This window comes from Pseudoduganella sp. (genome assembly GCF_041914865.1).
Taxonomy (GTDB): domain Bacteria; phylum Pseudomonadota; class Gammaproteobacteria; order Burkholderiales; family Burkholderiaceae_D; genus Rugamonas.
Genome location: NZ_JAYSCO010000018.1, coordinates 12141 through 33860 on the forward strand (window position 1 = coordinate 12141; position 21720 = coordinate 33860).

The window sequence follows — 21720 nt, forward strand, 5'->3', positions numbered from 1 at the left end:
ACGCATGAATATCGTTTGTATTGGCGGCGGACCGGCCGGCCTGTATTTCGCGCTGCTGATGAAAAAGCAGGACCCGGCGCACCGCATCGTCGTGGTCGAGCGCAACCGGCCTTATGACACCTTCGGCTGGGGCGTGGTGTTCTCCGACCAGACGCTGGGCAACCTGGTGGCCGCCGACGAGAAGACGGCACGCGAGATCCTGCAGGCCTTCAACCACTGGGACGATATCGACGTCTTCTTCAAAGGCGGGAAAATCACCTCCGGCGGCCACGGCTTCTGCGGCATCGGCCGCAAGCGCCTGTTGAACATCCTGCAGCAGCGCTGCGAGGAGCTGGGCGTGGAGCTGGTGTTCGAGACCGACGTGCAGGACGACCAGGAGCTGGCAGCGCGCTACAACGCCGACCTGGTGATCGCCTCGGACGGACTCAATTCGCGCGTGCGCACGCGCTACGAGGCCACCTTCCAGCCGATGATCGAAGCGCGCCAGTGCCGCTTCGTGTGGCTGGGCACCAGGAAGAAGTTCGACGCATTCACCTTCGACTTCAAGCAAACGGAGCACGGCTGGTTCCAGGCCCACATTTACCAGTATGACGGCGACACCTCCACCTTCATCATCGAAACGCCGGAAACAGTGTGGCGCGCCGCCGGGCTGGAAGACATGTCGCAGGAGGAGGCGCTGGCCTGGTGCGAGCGCCTGTTCGCCGACCGGCTGGACGGCCACAAGCTGATGTCCAACGCCGCCCACCTGCGCGGCTCCAATGTGTGGATCAAATTCCCGCGCATCGTGTGCCAGAAGTGGGTGCACTGGAACGGCGCCACGCCGGTGGTGCTGATGGGCGACGCCGCGCATACGGCGCATTTCTCGATCGGCTCCGGCACCAAGCTGGCGCTGGAGGATGCGATCGAGCTGGCGCGCTGCTTCGCCGCGCACGGCGCCGACCCGCGCGCCGCACTGGCCGCCTATGAGGAAGTGCGCGCCGTGGAGGTGCTGAAAATCCAGAGCGCCGCGCGCAATTCGATGGAGTGGTTCGAGAACGTGCAGCGCTATACCGCCATGGAGGCGCCGCAGTTCGCCTATTCGATGCTGACCCGCAGCCAGCGCCTGTCGCACGAGAACCTGCGCCTGCGCGACAAGGACTACGTGGCCGGCTTCGAGCGCTGGCTGGCCGAACGCGCCTTCGCCCAGGCCGGCCTGCCGCTGCCCGCCGCCGCGCAGGGCCGCACCATCCCGCCCATGTTCACGCCCTACAAGGTGCGCGGCCTGGTCCTGAAGAACCGCATCGTGGTCTCGCCGATGGCGCAGTACAGCGCCGTCGACGGCTGCGTCGGCGACTGGCACCTGGCCCACCTGGGCGCGCGCGCCATGGGCGGTGCCGCGCTGGTGATGGCCGAGATGACCTGCGTCTCGGCCGACGCCCGCATCACGCCATACTGCCCCGGACTGTACGCCCCGGCCCACACCATGGCGTGGAAACGCATCGTCGACTTCATCCACGCCAGCACCGACGCCAGGATCGGCGTGCAGCTTGGCCATGCCGGCGCCAAGGGTTCCACCCGCGCCATGTGGGACGGCATCGACCAGCCGCTCGACAAAGGCAACTGGCCGCTGGTCTCGGCCTCGCAGCAGCAATACCTGGCCGGCGTCTCGCAGGTCGCGCGCACCGCTACCGCTGAAGACATGCGCCGCATCGAAGCGGACTTCGTGCGCGCCACGCTGGCGGCGGAGGAGGCGGGCTTCGACTGGCTGGAACTGCACTGCGCGCACGGCTACCTGCTGTCCTCCTTCATCTCGCCGCTGACCAACGAACGCGGCGATGAATACGGCGGCTCGCTGGAGAATCGCTGCCGTTTCCCGCTGCGCGTGTTCGCCGCAATGCGCGCCGTGTGGCCGGCGCACAAGCCGATGAGCGTGCGCATCTCGGCGCACGACTGGGTCGAGGGCGGCATCACGCCGGACGACGCGGTGCCGATCGCGCGCCTGTTCAAGCAGGCCGGCGCCGATATGATCGATTGCTCCTCGGGCCAGGTCAGCAAACTGGAAAAACCGGTCTTCGGCCGCATGTACCAGGCTCCGTTCGCCGACCGCGTGCGCAACGAAGCGGGCATCCCGGCCATCGCCGTCGGTTCGATCTTCGAAGCCGACCATGCCAACGGCATCATCGCCGCCGGCCGCGCCGACTTGTGCGCGGTGGGCCGGCCGCACCTGGCCAATCCGGCCTGGACGCTGGCCGAGGCGGCGAAGCTGGGCTATACGCCGGTGGCCTGGCCGAAGCAGTACCTGGCGGGCAAGCAGCAGCTCGAGCGCAACCTGGAGCGCGAGCGCCAGCTGGCTGCCGCCAGCGCCGGTTTGTCGCCGCAGCAGGTGGCGGCCAGGTTGTTGGAGGGTTGAGCATGCAGCACGCATTCATTACCGGCGGCGGGCGCGGCATCGGGCTGGCCTGCGCACAGGCGCTGATGGCGCAAGGGATCAACATCACCATCGCGGGGCGGGATCTGGCGACACTGGAACGGGCGGCGGAGGCGCTTGCCGCGCAAGCCGGGCGCGCGGGCGTAGCAATCTGCGTGCTTGACGTGACCGACGAGGCAGCGGTGCATGCGGCGATCGGCGCGGCCGCGCAGCAGTTTGGCCCCATCACTATCCTGCTGAACAACGCGGGCCAGGCGCATTCGGCACCGTTCGCAAAAACGACTGTGGCGCACTGGCGGCAGATGCTGGACGTGAACCTGAGCGGCGCCTTCCACTGCACGCAGGCGGTCCTGCCGCAGATGCTGGACGCGGGCTGGGGCCGCATCATCAACATCGCCTCCACCGCCGGCCTGAAAGGCTACAAGTACGTCAGCGCCTACGTCGCCGCCAAGCACGGCCTGGTCGGGTTGACCAAAGCCCTGGCGCTGGAGCTGGCGACGAAGAACATCACGGTCAATGCGGTCTGCCCCGGCTACACCGAAACCGACATCGTGCAGGACGCCATCGCCAACATCATGCAGAAAACTGGCCGTAGCGAAGAGCAGGCGCGCGCCGAGCTGGCCGCCGCCAACCCGCAGCAAAGGCTGGTGCAGGTGGAGGAGGTGGCCAACGCCGTCGCCTGGCTGTGCCAGCCCGCATCGGGCGCCATCACCGGCCAATCCATCGCCGTCGCCGGCGGTGAAGTCATGTAAGGAGCGGGAGCCATGCAACTCGACCTGGAAAGCCGCCTCACCAACGACCACCACCAGTCGCTGAAACTGTGGCTGCGCATGCTCTCCTGCACCACCAAGATCGAAACCGAAATCCGCAGCCGCCTGCGCACCGAATTCGGCATCACCCTGCCGCGCTTCGACCTGATGGCGCAGCTGGAACGCCACCCGGAAGGCCTGCGCATGGGGGAACTCTCCAAGCGCATGATGGTCACCGGCGGCAACGTCACCGGCATCACCGACCAGCTGGAGCAGGAGAAGCTGGTGGTGCGCGTGCCCGACCCGAAAGACGGCCGCGCCTTCAGCGTCAAGCTCACGCCCGCCGGCCGCAAGGCGTTCGGTGAAATGGCGGAGGTGCACGAACGCTGGGTCGCCGAGCTGCTGCAGGACATCACGCAAGAAGACAAAGGACAGCTGATCGAACTGCTGTCGCAAATGAAGGGCCACCTGTACGCCCGCGAAGAAAAGGAAAAACCATGAAATACCTGCAAGGGGAACCGCACAAGCTGCCGGGCAACCGCGCGCAACTGGCCGGCTACGAAGCCGAGCACTTCAAGTTCAGCGTTGCCAACGGCGTCGCCACGCTCACGCTGAACCGCCCCGAGCGCAAGAATCCGCTCACTTTCGACTCCTACGCCGAGCTGCGCGAACTGTTCCGCGCCATGGCGTATGCCGACGACATCAAGGCCATCGTCATCACCGGTGCCGGCGACAACTTCTGCTCCGGCGGCGACGTGCACGAAATCATTGGCCCGCTGACCAAGCTCGATATGCCCGGCCTGCTGGCCTTTACCCGCATGACGGGCGACGTGGTGAAGGCCATGCGCGCCTGCCCGCAGCCGGTGATCGCCGCCATCGACGGCGTGTGCGCCGGCGCCGGCTCCATGCTGGCGCTGGGCTCCGATATCCGCCTCGGCACGGAGCGCAGCAAGACCGCCTTCCTGTTCACCCGCGTCGGCCTGGCCGGCTGCGACATGGGCGCCTGCGCCTTGCTGCCGCGCGTGATCGGCCAGGGCAGGGCCGCCGAACTGCTGTACACCGGCCGCTCCATGTCCGGCGCCGAAGGCGAGCGCTGGGGCTTCTTCAACAGCCTGCACGCGCCGGAACAGCTGCTGGCCGCCGCGCAAGCCTTCGCGCAAGGCCTGGCCGACGGCCCGACTTTCGCCCACGGCATGACCAAGAAGATGCTGCAGCAGGAGTGGAATATGGGCGTGGACGAAGCCATCGAGGCGGAAGCGCAGGCGCAGGCCATCTGCATGGCGACCAACGACTTCCACCGCGCCTACCACGCCTTCGTGGCGAAACAGAAACCGGTGTTCGAGGGCGACTGATATGGCGGACAAATCCTACCTGGACTGGCCCTTTTTCGAGCAGCGCCACGCCGCGCTGGAGCGCGAGCTGGACGCCTGGGCCGCCGCCAACGTGCGCGACGACCACGGCGAAGGCCACGATACTGCCGCCGTGGACGCGCAATGCCGCAAACTGGTGCGCGCGCTGGGCGATGCCGGCTGGCTGCGCCACGCCATCGGCGGCACCGCTTACGGCGGCGCGCTGGACGTCATAGACACCCGCGCCATCTGCCTGGTGCGCGAAACGCTGGCGCGCCACAACGGCCTGGCGGATTTCGCCTTCGCCATGCAGGGCCTGGGCTCGGGCGCCATCAGCCTGTTCGGCAGCGCCGCCAACAAACAAGCCTACCTGCCGCGCGTCGCCAAAGGCGAAGCCATTGCCGCCTTCGCGCTGTCCGAGCCGCAGGCCGGTTCCGACGTCGCTGCCATGCAGTGCGCCGCCGTGCAGGATGGCGAGCATTACGTTCTCGATGGCGAGAAGACTTGGATCAGCAACGGCGGCATCGCCGACTTCTACGTGGTTTTTGCCCGCACCGGCGAGGCTCCGGGTGCGCGCGGCATCAGCGCCTTCATCGTCGACAGGGACACGCCAGGCTTTGAAATCGCCGAGCGTATCAACGTGATCGCCCCGCACCCGCTGGCGCGCCTGAAATTCAGCGGCTGCCGCATCCCGGCCAGCCAGCGCCTGGGCGAAGCCGGGCAGGGCTTCAAGGTCGCCATGGCCACGCTGGACGTCTTCCGCACTTCGGTGGCCGGCGCTTCGCTCGGCTTTGCAAGGCGCGCCCTGGATGAAGCGCTGGCGCACGCGCAAAGCCGCAAGATGTTCGGCCAGACCCTGGCCGACTTCCAGCTGACGCAGGCCAAGCTGGCGCAGATGGCGACCGGCGTTGATGCCAGCGCCTTGCTGACCTACCGCGCCGCCTGGCAGCGCGACCAGGGCCGCAAGGTGACCAGGGAAGCCGCCATGGCCAAGATGACCGCCACCGAAACCGCGCAGCAGGTGATCGACGCCGCGGTGCAGATGTTCGGCGGCATGGGCGTGGTGAGCGAACATCCGGTCGAACGCTTGTACCGCGAGATCCGCGCGCTGCGCATTTACGAAGGCGCGACCGAAGTCCAACAACTGATTATTGCGCGCGAACTGCTGCGCGAAGGTAAGGAGTGAATATGCAAGTTCTGCAACCGCCGGGCTGGGCCCGACCGCGCGGCTATTCCAATGGGATCGCCGCCAGCGGCCGCATGGTCTTTGTCAGCGGCATGATCGGCTGGGATGCCGATTGCCAGTTCCAGACCGATGATTTCGCCGGACAGGTGAAGCAGGCACTGGAAAATGTACTGGCGGTGCTGAAGGAAGCCGGCGGCGGCCCGGAACACATTTGCCGTATGACATGGTACGTGGTGGACAAGCACGAATATATGGGCGCCTACCCGCAGATCGGCGCGATCTACCGGGAGCTGATCGGCAAGCACTATCCAGCCATGACGGCAGTGGAAGTGGCGGGCCTGCTGGAGCCGCGCGCCCGGGTGGAAATCGAAGTGACGGCAGTCGTGCCTGCATAATTTTTACTAAGTGCTATAGTCGGCCGTGGAGGTGGAATGCCATGGCCAAGTTCATCACGCGCCTTTTCGGCGCAATCATCCTGCTAGCCTTGCCTGCGGCATACGGCGAAACGCCGCTGCTGACGGAGGCGGACAAATCCCAGCTGGCAAAATGGCTGGGCAATGGTCCTATCAGGCTGGAGCGCCTGTACAAGAAACGCGATGGCCAGACCGCGGCCGATTTCCATGCGGCGGTCGATGGCAAAGGGCGCACGTTCACCGTGCTGGAAGCCACCACGGAGCTGGGCCAGACCTTCAAGGTGGGTGGCTACAATCCGCAAAGCTGGCACTCGCGGGGCGGCTTCAATATCACCACGGAGAACGAGCTGCGCACCGCGTTCCTGTTCAACCTGACCGCGCGCCATATCAGCCGGCAGACGCCGCGCACCTATGCGCTGGATACGGTGGGCTCATTCCAGACCTGGAACGATGCCCGCGTCGGCCCGGTGTTCGGCGCCGGACATGACCTGTACGTGCCATGGGACCTGACCAATGGCGGGTACTCGAGCATGTATTCCTACATCGACCCGGCGCGCAGCAACTTCGATTCCAGCCTGCTCGATGGGCGCGACTACAAGTCGCCAAATATCACCTACGGCGATATGGAGGTATGGGCGATTTTCCCGGTGCCCGAGCCGGCCGCGTGGATGCTGCTGCTGGCGGGGCTGGGCGTGCTGACGTTCAGGCAGCGCTGGTCTCCAGCAGCGTTTTGCGGAAAATCTCAACCAGCGGACGCAGATTGACCCGATGCCAGGCCGCCCATAACGGCGTGCGGTAGGTGAACCAGGACAAGTCGCGCAGCACCACGCCTTGCGGGGCCTGGTAGCGCAGGCTGTGCTGGATCATGGTCAGACCGAGGCCGGCGGCCACCAGGCCCAGCGCGGCCAGCGGTTCCGTCGCTTCCATCTTGATCTGCGGCGTGAAACCGGCGCGGGCGCAGGCGGCCACAAAGTTGTCGTGCCCCAGCGTGCTTTCCTTATGCAGCACGCCGATCCATTTTTCCGCCCCCAGGTCGGCCGGCGTGATGTTCAGTGCGGTCGCCAGCGGGTGGCCTTCGGGCAGCGCCACCAGCATCGGGTCGTTCAGCACCTGGGCACTGGCCAGGTCCGGATCGTCCGCCGCCGGCGGTTCACATACCAGGGCGATGTCCAGGCTGCGCTGGCGCAGGCCTTCCAGCTGTTCCGCCGAATGGTAGTTGTACAGCGCCACGTGCACGGCGGGACGGCTGCGGCGCAATTCGCGCAGGGCATTCGGCAGCACGCCGGAATGCATGGCGTTTTCCAGGTAGCCGATGCACAGGCCGCCCTCGTCGCCCCGTCCCAGGCGCCTGGCCATTGATTCCAGGCGGTTGGCGTGGGTGAGGAAGGCTTTCGTCTCGGCCAGGAAGGTGTGCCCGTCGCGCGTCAGGCGGATGCGCTGCTGCGAGCGTTCGAACAGCATCAGGCCCAGTTTGTCTTCCAGCTGCGCGATCTGGCGGCTCAGCGGGGATTGTGAAATATGTAATTTTTCTGCGGCGCGGCCGACGTTTTCCTCTTCGGCGACGGCGACGAAATAGTGCAGCTGGCGTATATCGAGCATTTAAGACCTCCAGGGACTCAAGTGTCGCATATTCCGTCTTGGACAGTCTGGCCCATGCTGCCTAGACTGGGCTCTACCAAGTCACCACCCTAAGGAGAACTTAGCATGAGCATCAAAGATAAACTGATCGGCAGCAACCCACTCGGCTTTGGCACAGCGCCCCTGGGCAATATGTTCCGCGCCATCCCGGAGGCGGAGGCGGAAGCCACCGTCGATGCGGCCTGGGACAACGGCATCCGCCACTTCGATACCGCACCGTTCTATGGCGCCGGCCTGGCGGAACTGCGCCTGGGCCACGCGCTGGCCAAGCGCAAGCGCAGCGAGTTTGTGCTGTCCACCAAGGTGGGGCGGCTGGTGCTGGACGAGGTGGAGGATGCGGCAACGCGCGACCTGGGCGAGAAGGGCGGCCTGTTCGTGCATGGCCGCCCGAACAAGATCGTCAACGATTACACCGCGACCGCCACCCTGCGCTCGATCGAGGATAGCCTGAAGCGGCTCGGCACCGATTACCTGGATATCGTGTACGTGCATGATGTGGCGCAGGATTTCTATGGCGACGAATGGCTGGCCAAGTTCGAGGAAGCGCGCACCGGTGCCTTCCGCGTCCTGTCGCAATTGCGCGAGCAGGGCGTGATCAAGGCCTGGGGCCTTGGCGTCAACCGCGTTGAGCCGATCGAACTGCTGCTGGACCTGCAGGAGAGCCGGCCAGACGGCTTCCTGCTGGCGGGGCGCTACACCTTGCTCGATCATGAGCGCGCCATGCTGCGCCTGGTGCCCGCGCTGCAAAAGCACGGCGCCGACCTGGTGGTGGGCGGCCCTTACAGCTCCGGCGTGCTGGCCGGCGGCAGCACCTTTGAATACCAGAAGGCGCCGCCGGAAATCGTGGCCAAGGTGGAACGCATCAAGGCGCTGGCGGCGGCGCACGGCATCAGCGTGAAGGCGGCGGCCCTGCAGTTCGTGCTGGCCAATCCGGTGGTGGCTTCGGTGATCCCGGGCGCCAGCCGTCCCGAACGCATCCTGGAAGACAAGGCTGCGCTGGCCGAGAAAATCCCGGCCGCTTTCTGGCGCGACCTGCGCGAGCAGGGCCTGGTGGCGCACAACGCCATCCTTCCTCTGTGAGGCGAACCATGGCACAGGCATCTGCACACATTGCGCTTCCCGCCACGGCGGATTCGGTCTGGCGCCTGATCGGCGGCTTCGATTCGCTGCCGGACTGGCTGCCGTACATCCCGAAAAGTGAGCTGAGCGAAGGAGGGCGGGTCCGCACGCTGGCCAACTCGGCCGGCGAAGCGATCGTCGAGCGGCTGCTGGCGTTCGACGAGGAGGGCCGCAGCTACAGCTACGCCATCCTGTCCGCGCCGTTCCCGGTCAGCGGCTACCGCGCCACCTTGCGCGTGCTGGAGGCGGCCGGTGGAACGGCACGGGTCGAATGGTCGGGCGAGTTCACGCCGCAAGGCGTGAGCGATGAGGAAGCCTCGCGCCTGTTCCGGGGCATCTACGAAGACGGCCTGAAAGCGCTGGCCGCCGGCTTCAAGGCTGCGTTTAAGGCTGCGAGCTGAGTACCGTGGTGGCCACCTTGCCGTCGTCGGTGACGGTGAGGTGGTACAGGCGGCTGTACTCGTCGTCCGCAATATCGGCGCCGGGTTCGCCGCCGAGCTGGCGCACCAGGTCCGGCACCGTGTTCGAATGGCCCACCAGCAGTGCATTGCCGCCGCCGGCGCTGCGCAACTGGCGGGCGAACTCCGCCTGCTTGCCCGGGTCATAGCTTTGCACCGGCAAGCCGAACTGCTGCGCGGTTGGCGTGGCGGTCTGGCGCGTGCGCTGGTAGGCCGTGCTGTAGACCTGCCTGATGCCCGCGTCCTTCAACATGAGCGCGATGCGGCGCGCCCGCGCCTCGCCGGCCGCCGTCAACGGCGGGTCCTTGCTGTCAGATACCGCCTTCTCACCGTGGCGGGTCACATAGATATGGTAGGTCTCGGCGAATGCCTGCAAGGGCAGGGCAATGCTGGCGGCCAGCAGCAAGGAGTAGAGGGTCTTCATAGCAAGGATATTGCCACAGCTAATACAGCCCGGCAATCCGGCCCATCAGGCCGACAGCTTCCTTCGTTATCTCAGAAATTCATAGCAGCCGGTGCTTTCCGCATAACTGTCGGCAGGCGAATACGTTAATCTCCTGCTATTAAGGAGACAGAGCACCTATGAAAATAACTACGCTTGATACCGTTGTATTCCTTTTCTATTTCGTCGTGGTGGCGGCCTACGGTTTCTGGATTTACCGGCGCAAGAATGCCGGTTCCGGTTCCGCCTCGCGCGACTATTTCCTGGCCGAGGGCTCGCTGACCTGGTGGGCGATTGGCGCCTCCCTGATCGCGTCCAATATCTCTGCCGAGCAGTTCATCGGCATGAGCGGCTCCGGCTTCAAGATCGGCATGGCCATCGCCGTGTATGAGCTGATGGCCGCCGCCACGCTGATCGTGGTGGCCATCTTCTTCATGCCGGTCTACCTGAAAAACCACATCTACACCATGCCGCAGTTCCTGGAGCGGCGCTATGGCAAAGGCGTGGCGATGACCATGGCCCTGTTCTGGCTCGGCCTGTACATCGTGGTCAACCTGACCTCCATCCTGTATCTCGGCGCGCTGGCGATCAACAGCGTGTCCGGCGTCGGCGTGCTGCCCTGCATGCTGTTCATGGCCTTGTTCGCCACCGTGATCACCCTGGGCGGCATGAAGGTGATCGGCTACACCGACGTGATCCAGGTGGTGTGCCTGGTGGTCGGCGGCCTGGTCACCACCTGGCTGGCGCTCGACCTGGTGGCCGGCCTGGCCGGCAAGGAAGGCGCCATCGCCGGCGCCGGCGAGCTGCTGGCGCGCGCCAACGGCCACTTCGACATGGTGCTGTCGCGCGACCACCCAAGCTATATGGACCTGCCGGGCCTGAGCATCCTGATTGGCGGCGTCTGGATCGCCAACCTGAATTACTGGGGCTGCAACCAGTACATTACCCAGCGCGCCCTCGGCGCCGACCTGCCGACCGCCCGCAAAGGCCTGCTGTTCGCCGCCTTCCTCAAGCTGCTGATGCCGATCATCGTGGTGCTGCCGGGGATCGCCGCCTACGCGCTGGACCAGGCCGGCGCACTGGGCGGTGCGCTGCGCGAAGGCGGCGAGCTGAATCCCGACCGCGCCTACCCGACCCTGCTGGCGCTGCTGCCCTCCGGCCTGAAAGGCATCGCCTTCGCCGCGCTCACCGCCGCCGTGGTGGCCTCGCTGGCCGGCAAGGCAAACAGTATCGCCACCATCTTCACGCTCGACCTGTACCGCGGCCGCATCAACCCCAACGCCAGCGAAGAACGCATGGTCTGGATTGGCCGCGCTGCGGTGGTGGCCGCGATGGCGATTGCGGTGCTGATTGCACCCATGCTCGGCATCGACAAGAAGGGCGGCTTCCAGTACATCCAGGAGTACACCGGCTTCGTCTCGCCCGGCATCCTGGCCATGTTCCTGCTGGGGTTCTTCTGGAAGCAGGCGAGCAGCGCGGCGGCCATGTTCGCCACCGTCGGCGGCCTGGTGTTCTCCGTCATCCTCAAATTCCTGCCGCAGATGATGGACCTGTCGTTCCTGGCGCCCATCGGCTGGGCGGCCGACAACGGCAGCGGCGTCTATGAGATCCCCTTCATCGACCGCATGTTCCTGGTGTTCTTCGCCGTGGTGGCGGGCATGGTGGTGATCAGCCTGGCCGGCAAGCGCGACGGCGCCGCGAAAGCGCTGGTGGTGGAACGCCGCCTGTTTGCGGTGGACCGCGGCTTTGCCGTGGGCTCGGCCGCAGTCTGCTTGCTGCTTGCCGTGATCTACGCGCGCCAGGCAGCCGCGTAAGCGGCGGCGCGCTGCGCCAGGGCGTCGAGCGCGACGCCCGGCGCATACAGCTGGCTGCCGATGCCAGCGCCGGTGGCCCCGGCATCCTTCCAGGCCGGCAGCTGCTCCGGCGTCACGCCACCCACTGGCCACAGCGGCGTACCTGCCGGCAGCACGGTACGCAGCGCCTTCATTCCCGCAAATCCTATAGCTTCCGCCGGGAACAGCTTGAGCGCGTGCGCGCCCGCATCGAGCGCATCGAAAGCCTCGGTCGGCGTGGCCACGCCCGGCGCGCACAGCATGCCGCGCGCGGCGGCATGGGCGATCACCGCAGGACGGCAATTGGGCGACACGAACAGGCGGCCGCCGGCGTCCGCCACCGCATCCACATCGGCCTGGGTCAGCATGGTGCCGCCGCCCACGATGGCATCGGCCGGCGCCATGTCTACCAGCACGCGGATCGACTCCAGCGCACCCGGGCGGTTGAGCGGCACCTCCAGCAGCCGGAAGCCGGCCTCGAACAGGGCAGCGCCGACCGCCGGCGCATCGTTGGGCGATAAGCCGCGCAGGATGGCGACCAGGGGAAGTTCAAACTGGTTTGGGTTCATCTCGTGCTTTCAGTCGAAAAAACGCGCCAGGGCGGCGCAGTACACGCGGTCCGGATCGAGTCCCTGCAGTGCGATCCCGAACTGGGCGGCGGCCACGGCATAGTGCTGCTGCAGCGCCGGCGAGCAGATGGACGCCACGCTGGACGAAACGTCCTGCGCTGCCACGAATTCGGTGCCGATCAGCAGACCGCTCAGGAAGGAGCGCGCATCGGCGGCCGGCATGGCGCCCGATACGACGCGCGCGCGCACGCGGAACAGGGCATTGCTTAAGGGCGCGCGCAGGCGCGCGGCCTCGATGCCGGCGGCGAAAGCATCGGCATTCTCCGGCCCGCCCAGCAGCGGCGCCAGGGTGCCGTGCGCGCCCAGCGTGGCGAACAGCTCGCCCGTCATGAAGGTGCGGATCTGCTCGATCGCGCCATCGCGCAGCAGCACCCACTTGCTGTGGGTGCCGGGCAGCACCACCCAGCCGTCGCCCTGGCCCAGGGCCAGCGCGCCGAGCAGCTGCGTTTCCTCGCCGCGCATGACGTCCACTTCCGCGCCGCGCTGGCAGTAACCGGGAACGATAAAGCGGTTGGGGGCCGCGCGCAGCAGGCGGTTGGGCAGCTCGCGCAGCGGCACCGAGGTGTCCAGGTAGGGCACTTCATGCCAGCCCTGCGCGCTGCCCACCATGCCGGAGGCGATCACCGGGGTATCCAGCGGCAGATCCATCGCCGCCAGAAGGTCGTCGATCGATTGCGCGAAATGGGGGCGGGCGGCCAGCATGCCCTGGTCGTCCGCATGGCGCGCCGCGCAGGCGCCGTTGGAGTCAATAAGATAGGCCCGGCGGTTGCTGGTTCCCCAGTCGATGCCGAGTACGTGCGTAGGAGTCGAGGCGGATGTATTCATGGTCCCATGCTACGCCCGCGTCCCGGGGGCAGCTATGGGAGTTTTTGCGTGCTGCTATCAGTTTTTGGTATAGCGGGCCTGTTCGCGCAGCGTTTCCAGCATGGATTCGGCGCCCGGCGACAGCTTGTGGTTGCGGCGCGTGATGAAGCCGTAGACATCCATGCGCAGGTGCAGGTCGATCGGCAGGGGCGCCAGCAGGCCGCTATCGAGGAAGGGCTGCACCAGCTCCACCGCCATCGGCGCCACCATATCGCTGCCCATCAGGAGCTGGGTCACCACCGGCAGGGCCATGGTGGAAATGGTTTCCGCCGGCTGCTCCAGCGCCTGCGACATGAACAGGGCAGCCAGGCGCTCGCGCACAACGCTGCCTTCCGGCGGCAGGATCCAGGTCTGGCGCGCCAGCTGCGCCAGCGTCACTTCGCCGCCCTGCAAAAGTGGATGCCCGGTACGCGCCACCAGGCAGTGCGGTTCGTCGGTGATCGGCTCGAAATTGACCTCGCCGGCAATTGCGGCATCGGTCACGCGGCCGATGACGATATCAAGGTCGCCTGCGCGCAGGCGGTCGAGCAGCTGGCGGCTGCTGTCGACATCGATCGACACGTGCAGCTGCGCGTGGCGCGATTTGAGCAGGGTCACGGCCGGCGGCACCAGGGTGGCGGCCGGGGTCAGGATCGCGCCCACCGCTACCCGGCCGCGCAGGCCGGACTGCAGTTCGATCACTTCCTGGTGGGCGGCATCCATTTCCGCCAGCGCAGCGCCGGCGCGGCGGATCAGGGTCCTGCCATACGAGGTGGGTTCCACGCCGCGCGGCAGGCGCTCGAACAGCGGGACGCCGAGCGCATGTTCCAGCTCGCCCAGCAGCTTGGAGGCGGCGGGCTGGGTCAGGTTGGCCGCCTGCGCCGCATGCATGATCGAGCCATGGCGGCCAAGTTCCACCAGCAGCACCAGGTGCTTGGTTTTCAGGTAGGAGCGGACAAAGCGTTGTGAGCGGGGATCGGACATCTGCGTTCTGACGGCAAGAGCTTCCCCATCATAGTTGAGCAGTACCCGTCCGTCAAACGCCATGCCTCCACTCCTTTACCATTCGGCGATGCTGCCATCCTCGTGGCGCCAGACCGGGTTGCGCCAGTCCGGCGCGTGGCGGCTCGCTTCAACCACGCGTTCTTCGTCGATCTCTACGCCCAGGCCCGGCTTGGGCAGCGGCCGGATGTAGCCTTTATCCAGCTTGAAGTCGTCCTTGTTCTTCACGTAGTCCAGCACTTCGCCGCCCTGGTTGTAATGGATGCCCATGCTCTGCTCCTGCAGCACGGCGTTGTGCGAAACGAAGTCCACCTGCAGGCAGGAGGCCAGCGCCACAGGTCCGAGCGGGCAGTGCGGCGCCAGGGCGATATCATAGGCCTCCGCCATGGCGGCGATCTTCAGGCATTCGGTGATGCCGCCCGCATGCGACAGGTCCGGCTGCACGATGGACAGGCCGCCTTGCTGGAACACGTGCTTGAACTCGAAGCGCGAGTACATGCGTTCTCCCGCCGCCAGCGGTATCGACGTGTGGTCGGCCAGCGCGCGGTAGTACTCGTACTGCTCGGCCAGCACCGGCTCCTCCACGAACAGCGGACGGAAGGCTTCCAGCTCGCGCAGCAGGACCTTGGCCATCGGCGCGGCCACGCGGCCGTGGAAGTCCAGTCCGAATTCGACCTCGTCGCCAAAGGCGCTGCGGATCTCGGCCACCCGTTGCACCGCCTGGTCCACCTTGCGCGCGCTGTCGATGATGCCCAGTTCTTCGGTGCCGTTCATCTTGAAGGTGTCAAAGCCCGCTTCGCGCAGGCGGCCCATGCCTTCGATCACATCGGCCGGGCGGTCGCCGCCGACCCAGCTGTAAGTCTTCATTTTGTCGCGCACCAGGCCGCCCAGCAATTCATAGACCGGCACGCCCAGCACCTTGCCTTTGATGTCCCACAGCGCCTGGTCGATGCCGGCGATGGCGCTCATGAGGATGGCGCCGCCGCGATAGAAGCCGGCGCGGTACATCACCTGCCACAGGTCGTTGATGCGAGATGGGTCCTGGCCCACCAGGTATTGCGCGTATTCGTGGACTGCCGCTTCCACGGTCCGGGCCTTGCCCTCGATGACTGGTTCGCCCCAGCCGGTAACGCCTTCGTCGGTTTCGATCTTCAGGAGCATCCACCTGGGAGGGATGCGGTAGGTGGTAAGTTTGGTAATCTTCATGCGGCCAGTGTAATAGTGCGACCCATGCGCAAAGCATGAATAAACGCGCGCGAGGTATATCAAAGCGATATGCCGCCGGGCGGCTTTCGCGGGGCGCCGCTAGAATGGGCGTCACGTCAACAGGGAGGGAACATGCAATTATTGGTGGATGGGCAGGATACGCTGGGCGAATGCGTGCTGTGGTGCGACCGTACGCAGCGCGTGCTGTGGACGGATATCCAGCGCTCGGTCCTGTACGCCCACACGCCAGCCAGCGGTGAAACGCGCAGCTGGCCGATGCCTGAACGCCTGTGCTGCTTCGCCCTGACCGACGACGACCAGCGCCTGCTGCTTGGCCTGGCCTCGGGCCTGGCCTTGTTTGACTTCGCCAGCGGTGAGCTGACCCGCATTTGCGCAGTCGCGCCCGAGCAGCCAGGCACGCGCCTGAACGATGGCCGCTGCGACCGCCAGGGGCGCTTCGTGTTCGGCATGTTCAATGAGGCCGACAATCCGAAAGAAGCGATCGGCGCCTTCTATCGTTTGAATGCCGACCTGACGCTGGAACGCTTGCCGCTGCCGCCCGCCGCCATCGCCAACAGCATTTGCTTCAGCCCGGACGGCCGCACCATGTACTTCACCGATTCGCAGGACGGCGCCATCCGCTGCTGCGACTACGACCCGCTGACTGGCGCGCTCGGCCCGCACCGCGTCTTCGTGGCCGCCGGCGTGGTGGGCGGCGAGCCGGATGGTTCGACCATCGACGCGCAGGGCTGCCTGTGGAACGCGCGCTGGGGCGCCAGCCAGGTCGTGCGCTTCACGCCGGATGGGAAAGTGGAGCGCGTGCTCGCGCTGCCCGTGCCCCAGCCCAGCTGCGCCGCGATCGGCGGCCCTGGGCTCGACACCCTGTTCGTGACCAGCGCCCGCAAAGAGATGAGCGCTACCCGCCTGGACGCGGCGCCGCAGTCGGGCGGCCTGTTCGCGCAACAGCTGGACGTGCGCGGCTTGCCCGAATCCCGCTTCCGCCTGTCCACGCTGAAGATCGGCCTGGTCGGCCTGGGCAAGATCGCGCTGGACCAGCATATCCCCGCTATCCGCAACAATCGGCAGCTGGAGCTGGTTGCCGCCTGCTCGCCGCGCAGCACAGTCGATGGGCTGGCTGTCTACCGCAGCCTGGACGAGATGCTGCAGGCGCACCCGGAAATCGAAGCCGTCGCCATCTGCACCCCGCCGCAAGTGCGGCAAGCCATCGCCGAAGCGGCCATCGCCGCCGGCCGCCATGTCTTCCTCGAAAAGCCGCCGGCCGCTACCCTGGGCGAGGGCGATGCGCTGCAGGCCCTGGCCGCCGCGCGCGGCGTGACCGTGCTGGCCGGCTGGCACTCGCGCTTCGCACCCGGCGTCGAGCCCGCGCGTGACTGGATGGCGGCGCGCAGCATCGCCTCCATCCGCATCGAATGGCGCGAGAACGTGCGCCAGTGGCATCCCGGCCAGCGCTGGATCTTCGAACCGGGCGGCATGGGTGTGTTCGACCCCGGCATCAACTCGCTGTCCATCCTGACCCGTTTGCTGGGCGGCGGCGTGGTGGTGCAGGGCGCCGAGTTGCGCGTACCGGCTAACTGCAATGAACCGATCCAGGCCGAGTTGCGCATGCAGGGCGGCGCCGGCGTTGCGGTCGAAGCGCATTTCGATTTCCTGCAGGAGGGCGTGCAAACCTGGAGCATCCATGTCGCTGCCGCCAGCGGCGAAACGATGGCGCTGCACATGGGTGGCAAAGTGATGGAAGTCGATGGAAAAGTGGTGCTGGACGAACCGGAGCGCGAATACCCGCGCATGTATGAACACTTCGCCCGCCTTGTTGCAGCCCGCCAGTCCGATCTCGACATGGCGCCGCTGCGCGCGGTGGCTGACGCCCGCCTGGTCGGCAAGCACGTCACCGTCGCACCGTTCGTGGAGTAGTCAGTACAGCCCGCCAATCCTGCCCAGTATCCCGAGGATGGCGGTGAATCCTGTCAACATGATGCCAAGCATCCAGCGGAAGTTTGTATTCATCTCCCTGCGCAGCTCTGCAAACTGGCGCTCCGCCCAGGCGTGTTCTTCCGAAAACCTGCGGTCCATGATACTCCGCAGGTCTTCGAGGGCCCTTGAGTTTCTTTCGACCAGGTTCTGCAGGGCATCCACTTCCTTTTCGACCTTTACCAGACGAATCTCGGTATCCATTTTGCCTCCGCAGTGTAAGTTCTGCTACTTTGCCTTGCCAGGCGTGCGGGGATATTGAGGTAGGACAGGGGAGGGCGGGGAAAGTTCCCAGGGAAGGTGCTGTTGGTCCCTCCGCCTGGAATCGAACCAGGATCCCACGCTTAGGAGGCATGTGCACTATCCATTGTGCTACGGAGAGGACGCAAAGCGAGCGCAATTATAGCTGACAGGCTGGCAACAGGTAAAATGCGCGTTTTCCCGTCTAGATTTGCACTCCCATGGCTGTCATTTCCTTATCATCTGCACAACTTGCCTTCGGCCACCACGCCCTGCTGGACCACGCTGAGTTTTCCCTGGAGACGGGGGAGCGCGTCGGCCTGATCGGCCGCAATGGCACCGGCAAGTCTTCGCTGCTGAAAATCATCGCCGGCATGCAGAAGCTGGATGACGGCCTGCTGGTCATGCAGCAGGGCCTGAAGGTGGTCTACGTCGAGCAGGAACCGCAGTTCGAGGCGGGCCAGAGCGTGTATGACGCGGTGGCGTCCGGCCTGGGCGAGCTGCCGGCGCTGCTGAAGGAGTACGACGAACTGACCGGCCAGTTCGGCCAGGGCGATGATGACAAGCTGATGGAGCGTATGCACGACATCCAGCTCAAGCTCGATGCGGGCGATGCCTGGAACCTGAAGAACAAGGTGGAGACCGTGCTGGGCCGCCTGAACCTGAATCCGGACCTGGGCATCGAAACCCTGTCGGGCGGCACCAAGAAGCGCGTGGCGCTGGCGCGTGCGCTGGTCGGCGCGCCGGATGTGCTGCTGCTGGACGAGCCGACCAACCACCTGGACTTCAGCTCGATCCAGTGGCTGGAAGGCCTGCTGCGCGATTTCAAGGGCAGCATCCTGTTCATCACCCACGACCGCTCCTTCCTGGACAACGTGGCGACCCGCATCATCGAACTGGACCGCGGCATCCTGCTGTCCTACCCGGGCAACTTCAGCGCCTACCAGACCCGCAAGGCCGAGCAGCTGGCGATTGAGGAAGTGGAGAACGCCAAGTTCGACAAAGTGCTGGCGCAGGAAGAGGTGTGGATCCGCAAGGGCGTGGAAGCGCGCCGCACCCGCAACGAAGGCCGCGTGCGCCGCCTGGAGCGCCTGCGCGAACAGCGCGCCGCGCGCCGCGACCAGCAAGGCCAGGTGCGCCTGGAAGTGGCGACCGGCGAACGCTCCGGCAAGATCGTGGCGGAACTGGAGAACGTCTGCAAGTCGTACGGCGACAAGGTCATCGTGCGCGACTTCAGCACCATCCTGATGCGCGGCGACAAGGTCGGCCTGATCGGCCCGAACGGCGCCGGCAAGACCACCCTGCTCAAGCTGATCCTCGGCGAAGAGCAGCAGGATAGCGGCACCATCAAGCAGGGCGCGCGCCTGCAGGTGGCCTACTTCGACCAGATGCGCGCGCAGCTGAACGACAACGCCACGCTGGCCGACACCATTTCGCCCGGTTCGGACTGGGTCGAAATCAATGGCCAGCGCAAGCACGTCATGAGCTATCTGGGCGACTTCCTGTTCGACCCGGCGCGCGCGCGTTCGCTGGTAAGCTCCCTGTCCGGCGGCGAGCGCAACCGCCTGCTGCTGGCGCGCCTGTTCGCCAAGCCTGCCAACGTGCTGGTGCTGGACGAACCGACCAACGACCTTGATATCGATACGCTGGAGCTGCTGGAAGAACTGCTGGAGGATTACACCGGCACCGTCTTCCTGGTCAGCCACGACCGCGCCTTCCTCGACAACGTGGTCACGCAGGTGATCGTGGCCGAGGGCCAGGGCAAGTGGAAGGAGTATGTGGGCGGCTACAGCGATTGGGAGCGCGTGCGCGACACGGCCCCAGCGGCCGCCGCGCCGGCAGCGAAGAAGGCGGAAGCCAAGCCGGCCGCGCCCGCTGCGGCTGCGGCTGCGGCGCCGGCCAAGGCCAAAAAGCTCAGCTACAAAGAGCAGCGCGAGCTCGAAGAGTTGCCGCAACTCATTGCCAAACTGGAAGATGAGCAGACGGCCCTGAACCTCACCCTGTCCGATCCCGACTTCTACAAGAAGACGCCGGCGGAAGCGAAGCGCCTGAACGAACGCATTGCGCAGATCGAAGAAGAACTGATGACTGCGCTCGAGCGTTGGGAAGAAATCGAATCCCGCAACAACGTTTGATGTAGCTCAATCCACTCCTTGCTCTTTCTCACTTTCGTGCGCTTGCGCACGATTGCCCGCTGTAATATCTGACAACCTTAATGCCGAGACAGCGTTTGTCTCGGCATCACCAACGGGAAGGCAGATATTGTGACGAACCAGCAGCCACCAGAGCGCGTTCGGCAACAGCAGCATTCCGCTGCGGCAAGCGCGCCTGCTTTCGCAATTGCAACTCACAGCAACCCGGCTTTGCCGCGCGTGGCGCCGTTCGCGACGTATATCGCTTTCATCGCGCTGGCCGATGTGCTGGAGCGCGTTGGCGCCCATGCCAACAGCTTGCGCTGGCTGTATCCCGTCCAGGTTGGTTTGGTGCTGGCCATGCTGCTTGCCTGGCGCCAGCACTTTGTGGAACTGCGCACCGCACCGGCCGCGCGCCATGTCTGGCTGGCGCTGGCTGTCGGCGCCCTGGTGTTCGTGCTGTGGCTGCTGCTCGACCTCGAATGGATGCAGCTGGGAACGCCTCGCGCCTTTGTGCCGGCAGGCGCGGACGGGCGCATCGACTGGCCGCTGGTGGCCTTGCGCGCGGCCGGCGCCACCCTGGTGGTGCCCTTGATGGAAGAGCTGTTCTGGCGTTCTTTCCTGCTACGCTGGCTGGTGCAGCGTGACTTCCTGTCACTGCGGCCGGCACGCGCGGGACTGGGCGCCATCACGATCACGATTCTTTTGTTCGGTAGCGAACATAAGCTCTGGCTGGCCGGCATGGTTGCCGGCCTGGCTTACACCTTGCTGTATATGCGCAGCGAAACGCTGTGGACTCCCATCCTGGGACACGCCGTGACCAATGGCCTGCTGGCCGTATGGGTTGTGGCAACTGGTAGCTGGATCTATTGGTGAGAAGAAAAATATGCGCATCCTGCCAACCCCTTTGGCGCTGGCTGCCGCACTGGCGTGCTGTCCCGCCGCTGCCGACATCAGCGACACCATCAAGCCCTTCGTCACGGTGGGCTCGAGCTATGACAACAATCTGCTGCGCCTGCCTGACAACACGGCACCCGGCGTCCAGCGCTCCGACCGCGCCACGCAGGCGCAGGGCGGCATCCTGCTGGACCGGCCCATCGGCCGGCAAAGGCTGACCGGCCACGCCAAGCTGTCGCGCGTGACTTTTGACCATTACGACCAGCTCAATTACAACGGCAAGGATGCCGTGCTGGACTGGGCCTGGGTACTGGGCAACCAGTTCGACGGCAATATCGGCGGCGCATACCAGCAGGTGTTGACGCCGTTTAACGACTTCCACGTCGAGCAGCGCAACCTGCGCACGCAGCGGCGCGCTTATGCCAATGGCGGCTGGCGCTTCCACCCAAGCTGGCGCGTGCGCGCCGGGTTCTACCGCGACCGCTTCGATTACGAGCTGGAAGTGCAGAGCCTGAACAACCGCAAAGAGGACCGCACCGAACTCGGCATCGACTACCTGGCCGCCAGTGGCAGCAGGGTAGGGCTGGTGGCGCGCAAGATCAAGGGCAGTTTCCTTAATCCCTTGCGCATTGGCACGACTTTCCTCGACCAGAACTACGACCAGGACGAGTTAAAAGCCAATATCAACTGGCTGTACAGCGAAATCACCCAGGTGCAGGTGCTCGCCGGCTATGCCCGGCGCAAGCACGACACGTTCACCGAGCGTGATACCAGCGGCTTGAACGGCCGCGTCACCGTGAACTGGCGTCCGCGCCAGAAGCTGCGTTTCACGGCCGATGCCTGGCGCGAGTTCGCCGCGGTGGAAAGCACCATCGTCAACAACAGCATCAACAAGGGGGCCAGCGTGAACGCCAGCTGGGATATTTCGGCCAAGGTGCAGGCCAACGCGGGCTTCAAGCGCGAGAAGCGGAACTTTGAGCGCCTGCCTTATGTCTATTTCAACGGCGATCCAAGCGATACCACGCGCAGCACCAATGTCGGCCTGGTCTACCAGCCCATGCGCAAGGTGCAGCTCAGCGCCACGGCGTTCAAGGACCGCCGCACGGGAACGCCGCTGGCCGGTACCGGAAGCTACAAGGCCAAGGGCGTTTCCCTGATGGCGACAGTGCAATTCTGAACATGAGGAGCA

21 protein-coding genes and 1 tRNA gene are annotated in these 21720 nt (G+C 65.6%); 14 read left to right on the plus strand and 8 right to left on the minus strand.

Going from position 1 to position 21720, the window contains the following annotated elements:
• Window positions 1-4: 4 nt before the first annotated feature.
• The 7 genes from ACE3TQ_RS10825 to ACE3TQ_RS10855 are packed head-to-tail and all read left to right on the plus strand — an operon-like array spanning window position 5 to window position 6868.
• Window positions 5-2389, plus strand: coding sequence for a bifunctional salicylyl-CoA 5-hydroxylase/oxidoreductase (locus ACE3TQ_RS10825; RefSeq protein WP_374582156.1), 2385 nt, complete (start codon window positions 5-7; stop codon window positions 2387-2389).
• Window positions 2390-2391: 2 nt separating this feature from the next.
• The gene (locus tag ACE3TQ_RS10830; RefSeq protein ID WP_374582157.1) at window positions 2392-3159 is read left to right on the plus strand and encodes an SDR family NAD(P)-dependent oxidoreductase; all 768 of its coding nucleotides are present in this window, start codon (window positions 2392-2394) and stop codon (window positions 3157-3159) included.
• Window positions 3160-3171: 12 nt separating this feature from the next.
• Window positions 3172-3657, plus strand: a complete 486-nt coding sequence (locus ACE3TQ_RS10835) for a MarR family winged helix-turn-helix transcriptional regulator (RefSeq protein ID WP_374582158.1) — start codon at window positions 3172-3174, stop codon at window positions 3655-3657.
• The gene (locus tag ACE3TQ_RS10840) at window positions 3654-4508 is read left to right on the plus strand and encodes an enoyl-CoA hydratase family protein (RefSeq protein WP_374582159.1); all 855 of its coding nucleotides are present in this window, start codon (window positions 3654-3656) and stop codon (window positions 4506-4508) included. Before ACE3TQ_RS10835 ends, ACE3TQ_RS10840 begins: the two co-directional genes overlap by 4 nt.
• Window position 4509: 1 nt before the next feature.
• The gene (locus ACE3TQ_RS10845; protein ID WP_374582160.1) at window positions 4510-5691 is read left to right on the plus strand and encodes an acyl-CoA dehydrogenase family protein; all 1182 of its coding nucleotides are present in this window, start codon (window positions 4510-4512) and stop codon (window positions 5689-5691) included.
• A gap of 2 nt (window positions 5692-5693) precedes the next feature.
• The gene (locus ACE3TQ_RS10850; RefSeq protein ID WP_374582161.1) at window positions 5694-6086 is read left to right on the plus strand and encodes a RidA family protein; all 393 of its coding nucleotides are present in this window, start codon (window positions 5694-5696) and stop codon (window positions 6084-6086) included.
• A 41-nt stretch (window positions 6087-6127) separates the two neighbouring features.
• Window positions 6128-6868, plus strand: a complete 741-nt coding sequence (locus ACE3TQ_RS10855) for a PEP_CTERM-anchored TLD domain-containing protein (protein ID WP_374582162.1) — start codon at window positions 6128-6130, stop codon at window positions 6866-6868.
• Here ACE3TQ_RS10855 and ACE3TQ_RS10860 read toward each other — a convergent pair.
• Window positions 6807-7703 carry a LysR family transcriptional regulator gene (locus tag ACE3TQ_RS10860; RefSeq protein ID WP_374582163.1) on the minus strand — a complete coding sequence of 299 codons (897 nt, stop codon included), beginning with the start codon at window positions 7701-7703 and terminating at the stop codon, window positions 6807-6809. The two genes, ACE3TQ_RS10855 and ACE3TQ_RS10860, sit on opposite strands and share 62 nt — an antisense overlap.
• A gap of 105 nt (window positions 7704-7808) precedes the next feature.
• Between ACE3TQ_RS10860 and ACE3TQ_RS10865 the strand changes: the two genes are divergently transcribed.
• Both ACE3TQ_RS10865 and ACE3TQ_RS10870 read left to right on the plus strand, forming a co-directional pair.
• Window positions 7809-8822, plus strand: coding sequence for an aldo/keto reductase (locus ACE3TQ_RS10865; protein ID WP_374582165.1), 1014 nt, complete (start codon window positions 7809-7811; stop codon window positions 8820-8822).
• Window positions 8823-8830: 8 nt separating this feature from the next.
• Window positions 8831-9262 (plus strand): SRPBCC family protein, encoded by a 432-nt coding sequence (locus ACE3TQ_RS10870; protein WP_374582166.1) that lies wholly within the window; start codon window positions 8831-8833, stop codon window positions 9260-9262.
• Here the strand turns inward: ACE3TQ_RS10870 and ACE3TQ_RS10875 are convergent.
• Window positions 9246-9743, minus strand: a complete 498-nt coding sequence (locus ACE3TQ_RS10875) for a histidine phosphatase family protein (protein ID WP_374582168.1) — start codon at window positions 9741-9743, stop codon at window positions 9246-9248. The two genes, ACE3TQ_RS10870 and ACE3TQ_RS10875, sit on opposite strands and share 17 nt — an antisense overlap.
• 158 nt (window positions 9744-9901) lie before the next feature.
• Here ACE3TQ_RS10875 and ACE3TQ_RS10880 point away from each other — a divergent pair, with 158 nt between their 5' ends.
• Window positions 9902-11575 (plus strand): sodium/solute symporter, encoded by a 1674-nt coding sequence (locus ACE3TQ_RS10880; RefSeq protein WP_374582169.1) that lies wholly within the window; start codon window positions 9902-9904, stop codon window positions 11573-11575.
• Here ACE3TQ_RS10880 and ACE3TQ_RS10885 read toward each other — a convergent pair.
• From ACE3TQ_RS10885 to dgoD, 4 genes are all read right to left on the minus strand, one after another.
• Window positions 11551-12162 carry a 2-dehydro-3-deoxy-6-phosphogalactonate aldolase gene (locus ACE3TQ_RS10885; RefSeq protein ID WP_374582170.1) on the minus strand — a complete coding sequence of 204 codons (612 nt, stop codon included), beginning with the start codon at window positions 12160-12162 and terminating at the stop codon, window positions 11551-11553. The two genes, ACE3TQ_RS10880 and ACE3TQ_RS10885, sit on opposite strands and share 25 nt — an antisense overlap.
• Before the next feature lie 9 nt (window positions 12163-12171).
• A complete protein-coding gene (locus tag ACE3TQ_RS10890) occupies window positions 12172-13047 on the minus strand; it encodes a 2-dehydro-3-deoxygalactonokinase (RefSeq protein ID WP_374582172.1) in 876 nt (291 codons plus the stop codon).
• Window positions 13048-13104: 57 nt separating this feature from the next.
• The gene (locus tag ACE3TQ_RS10895; protein ID WP_374582173.1) at window positions 13105-14049 is read right to left on the minus strand and encodes a LysR substrate-binding domain-containing protein; all 945 of its coding nucleotides are present in this window, start codon (window positions 14047-14049) and stop codon (window positions 13105-13107) included.
• Between the two features lie 75 nt (window positions 14050-14124).
• Window positions 14125-15273: a galactonate dehydratase gene (dgoD, locus tag ACE3TQ_RS10900; protein ID WP_374582174.1), complete on the minus strand. Its 1149-nt coding sequence runs from the start codon at window positions 15271-15273 to the stop codon at window positions 14125-14127.
• Between the two features lie 132 nt (window positions 15274-15405).
• On the opposite strand from dgoD, the gene ACE3TQ_RS10905 reads away from it, so the two are divergent.
• Window positions 15406-17205: an SMP-30/gluconolactonase/LRE family protein gene (locus tag ACE3TQ_RS10905; RefSeq protein ID WP_374582176.1), complete on the plus strand. Its 1800-nt coding sequence runs from the start codon at window positions 15406-15408 to the stop codon at window positions 17203-17205.
• Here ACE3TQ_RS10905 and ACE3TQ_RS10910 read toward each other — a convergent pair whose 3' ends face one another.
• Both ACE3TQ_RS10910 and ACE3TQ_RS10915 read right to left on the minus strand, forming a co-directional pair.
• On the minus strand, window positions 17206-17466 hold the full coding sequence (locus tag ACE3TQ_RS10910; protein WP_374582178.1) for a hypothetical protein: 261 nt from the start codon (window positions 17464-17466) through the stop codon (window positions 17206-17208).
• A gap of 103 nt (window positions 17467-17569) precedes the next feature.
• Window positions 17570-17644, minus strand: a tRNA-Arg gene (locus ACE3TQ_RS10915).
• A gap of 79 nt (window positions 17645-17723) precedes the next feature.
• Between ACE3TQ_RS10915 and ACE3TQ_RS10920 the strand changes: the two genes are divergently transcribed.
• The 3 genes from ACE3TQ_RS10920 to epsL all read left to right on the plus strand — a co-directional run bounded on the left by ACE3TQ_RS10920 (window position 17724) and on the right by epsL (window position 21708).
• Window positions 17724-19637 carry an ATP-binding cassette domain-containing protein gene (locus tag ACE3TQ_RS10920; RefSeq protein ID WP_374582179.1) on the plus strand — a complete coding sequence of 638 codons (1914 nt, stop codon included), beginning with the start codon at window positions 17724-17726 and terminating at the stop codon, window positions 19635-19637.
• 237 nt (window positions 19638-19874) lie between these two features.
• On the plus strand, window positions 19875-20510 hold the full coding sequence (locus ACE3TQ_RS10925; RefSeq protein WP_374582240.1) for a CAAX prenyl protease-related protein: 636 nt from the start codon (window positions 19875-19877) through the stop codon (window positions 20508-20510).
• 10 nt (window positions 20511-20520) lie between these two features.
• Window positions 20521-21708, plus strand: coding sequence for an XrtB/PEP-CTERM-associated polysaccharide biosynthesis outer membrane protein EpsL (gene epsL / locus ACE3TQ_RS10930; RefSeq protein WP_374582180.1), 1188 nt, complete (start codon window positions 20521-20523; stop codon window positions 21706-21708).
• Window positions 21709-21720: the final 12 nt, after the last annotated feature.

What these genes read in the sequence shown, in the direction of transcription:
- ACE3TQ_RS10895 (WP_374582173.1), bottom strand. Translation starts at nt 14,049, where the DNA reads ATGTCCGATCCCCGCTCACAACGCTTTGTCCGCTCCTACCTGAAAACC.
- ACE3TQ_RS10865 (WP_374582165.1), top strand. Translation starts at nt 7,809, where the DNA reads ATGAGCATCAAAGATAAACTGATCGGCAGCAACCCACTCGGCTTTGGC.
- ACE3TQ_RS10840 (WP_374582159.1), top strand. Translation starts at nt 3,654, where the DNA reads ATGAAATACCTGCAAGGGGAACCGCACAAGCTGCCGGGCAACCGCGCG.
- ACE3TQ_RS10920 (WP_374582179.1), top strand. Translation starts at nt 17,724, where the DNA reads ATGGCTGTCATTTCCTTATCATCTGCACAACTTGCCTTCGGCCACCAC.
- ACE3TQ_RS10890 (WP_374582172.1), bottom strand. Translation starts at nt 13,047, where the DNA reads ATGAATACATCCGCCTCGACTCCTACGCACGTACTCGGCATCGACTGG.
- ACE3TQ_RS10845 (WP_374582160.1), top strand. Translation starts at nt 4,510, where the DNA reads ATGGCGGACAAATCCTACCTGGACTGGCCCTTTTTCGAGCAGCGCCAC.
- ACE3TQ_RS10910 (WP_374582178.1), bottom strand. Translation starts at nt 17,466, where the DNA reads ATGGATACCGAGATTCGTCTGGTAAAGGTCGAAAAGGAAGTGGATGCC.
- ACE3TQ_RS10880 (WP_374582169.1), top strand. Translation starts at nt 9,902, where the DNA reads ATGAAAATAACTACGCTTGATACCGTTGTATTCCTTTTCTATTTCGTC.
- ACE3TQ_RS10875 (WP_374582168.1), bottom strand. Translation starts at nt 9,743, where the DNA reads ATGAAGACCCTCTACTCCTTGCTGCTGGCCGCCAGCATTGCCCTGCCC.
- dgoD (WP_374582174.1), bottom strand. Translation starts at nt 15,273, where the DNA reads ATGAAGATTACCAAACTTACCACCTACCGCATCCCTCCCAGGTGGATG.
- epsL (WP_374582180.1), top strand. Translation starts at nt 20,521, where the DNA reads ATGCGCATCCTGCCAACCCCTTTGGCGCTGGCTGCCGCACTGGCGTGC.
- ACE3TQ_RS10905 (WP_374582176.1), top strand. Translation starts at nt 15,406, where the DNA reads ATGCAATTATTGGTGGATGGGCAGGATACGCTGGGCGAATGCGTGCTG.
- ACE3TQ_RS10825 (WP_374582156.1), top strand. Translation starts at nt 5, where the DNA reads ATGAATATCGTTTGTATTGGCGGCGGACCGGCCGGCCTGTATTTCGCG.
- ACE3TQ_RS10835 (WP_374582158.1), top strand. Translation starts at nt 3,172, where the DNA reads ATGCAACTCGACCTGGAAAGCCGCCTCACCAACGACCACCACCAGTCG.
- ACE3TQ_RS10860 (WP_374582163.1), bottom strand. Translation starts at nt 7,703, where the DNA reads ATGCTCGATATACGCCAGCTGCACTATTTCGTCGCCGTCGCCGAAGAG.
- ACE3TQ_RS10850 (WP_374582161.1), top strand. Translation starts at nt 5,694, where the DNA reads ATGCAAGTTCTGCAACCGCCGGGCTGGGCCCGACCGCGCGGCTATTCC.
- ACE3TQ_RS10885 (WP_374582170.1), bottom strand. Translation starts at nt 12,162, where the DNA reads ATGAACCCAAACCAGTTTGAACTTCCCCTGGTCGCCATCCTGCGCGGC.
- ACE3TQ_RS10855 (WP_374582162.1), top strand. Translation starts at nt 6,128, where the DNA reads ATGGCCAAGTTCATCACGCGCCTTTTCGGCGCAATCATCCTGCTAGCC.
- ACE3TQ_RS10830 (WP_374582157.1), top strand. Translation starts at nt 2,392, where the DNA reads ATGCAGCACGCATTCATTACCGGCGGCGGGCGCGGCATCGGGCTGGCC.
- ACE3TQ_RS10870 (WP_374582166.1), top strand. Translation starts at nt 8,831, where the DNA reads ATGGCACAGGCATCTGCACACATTGCGCTTCCCGCCACGGCGGATTCG.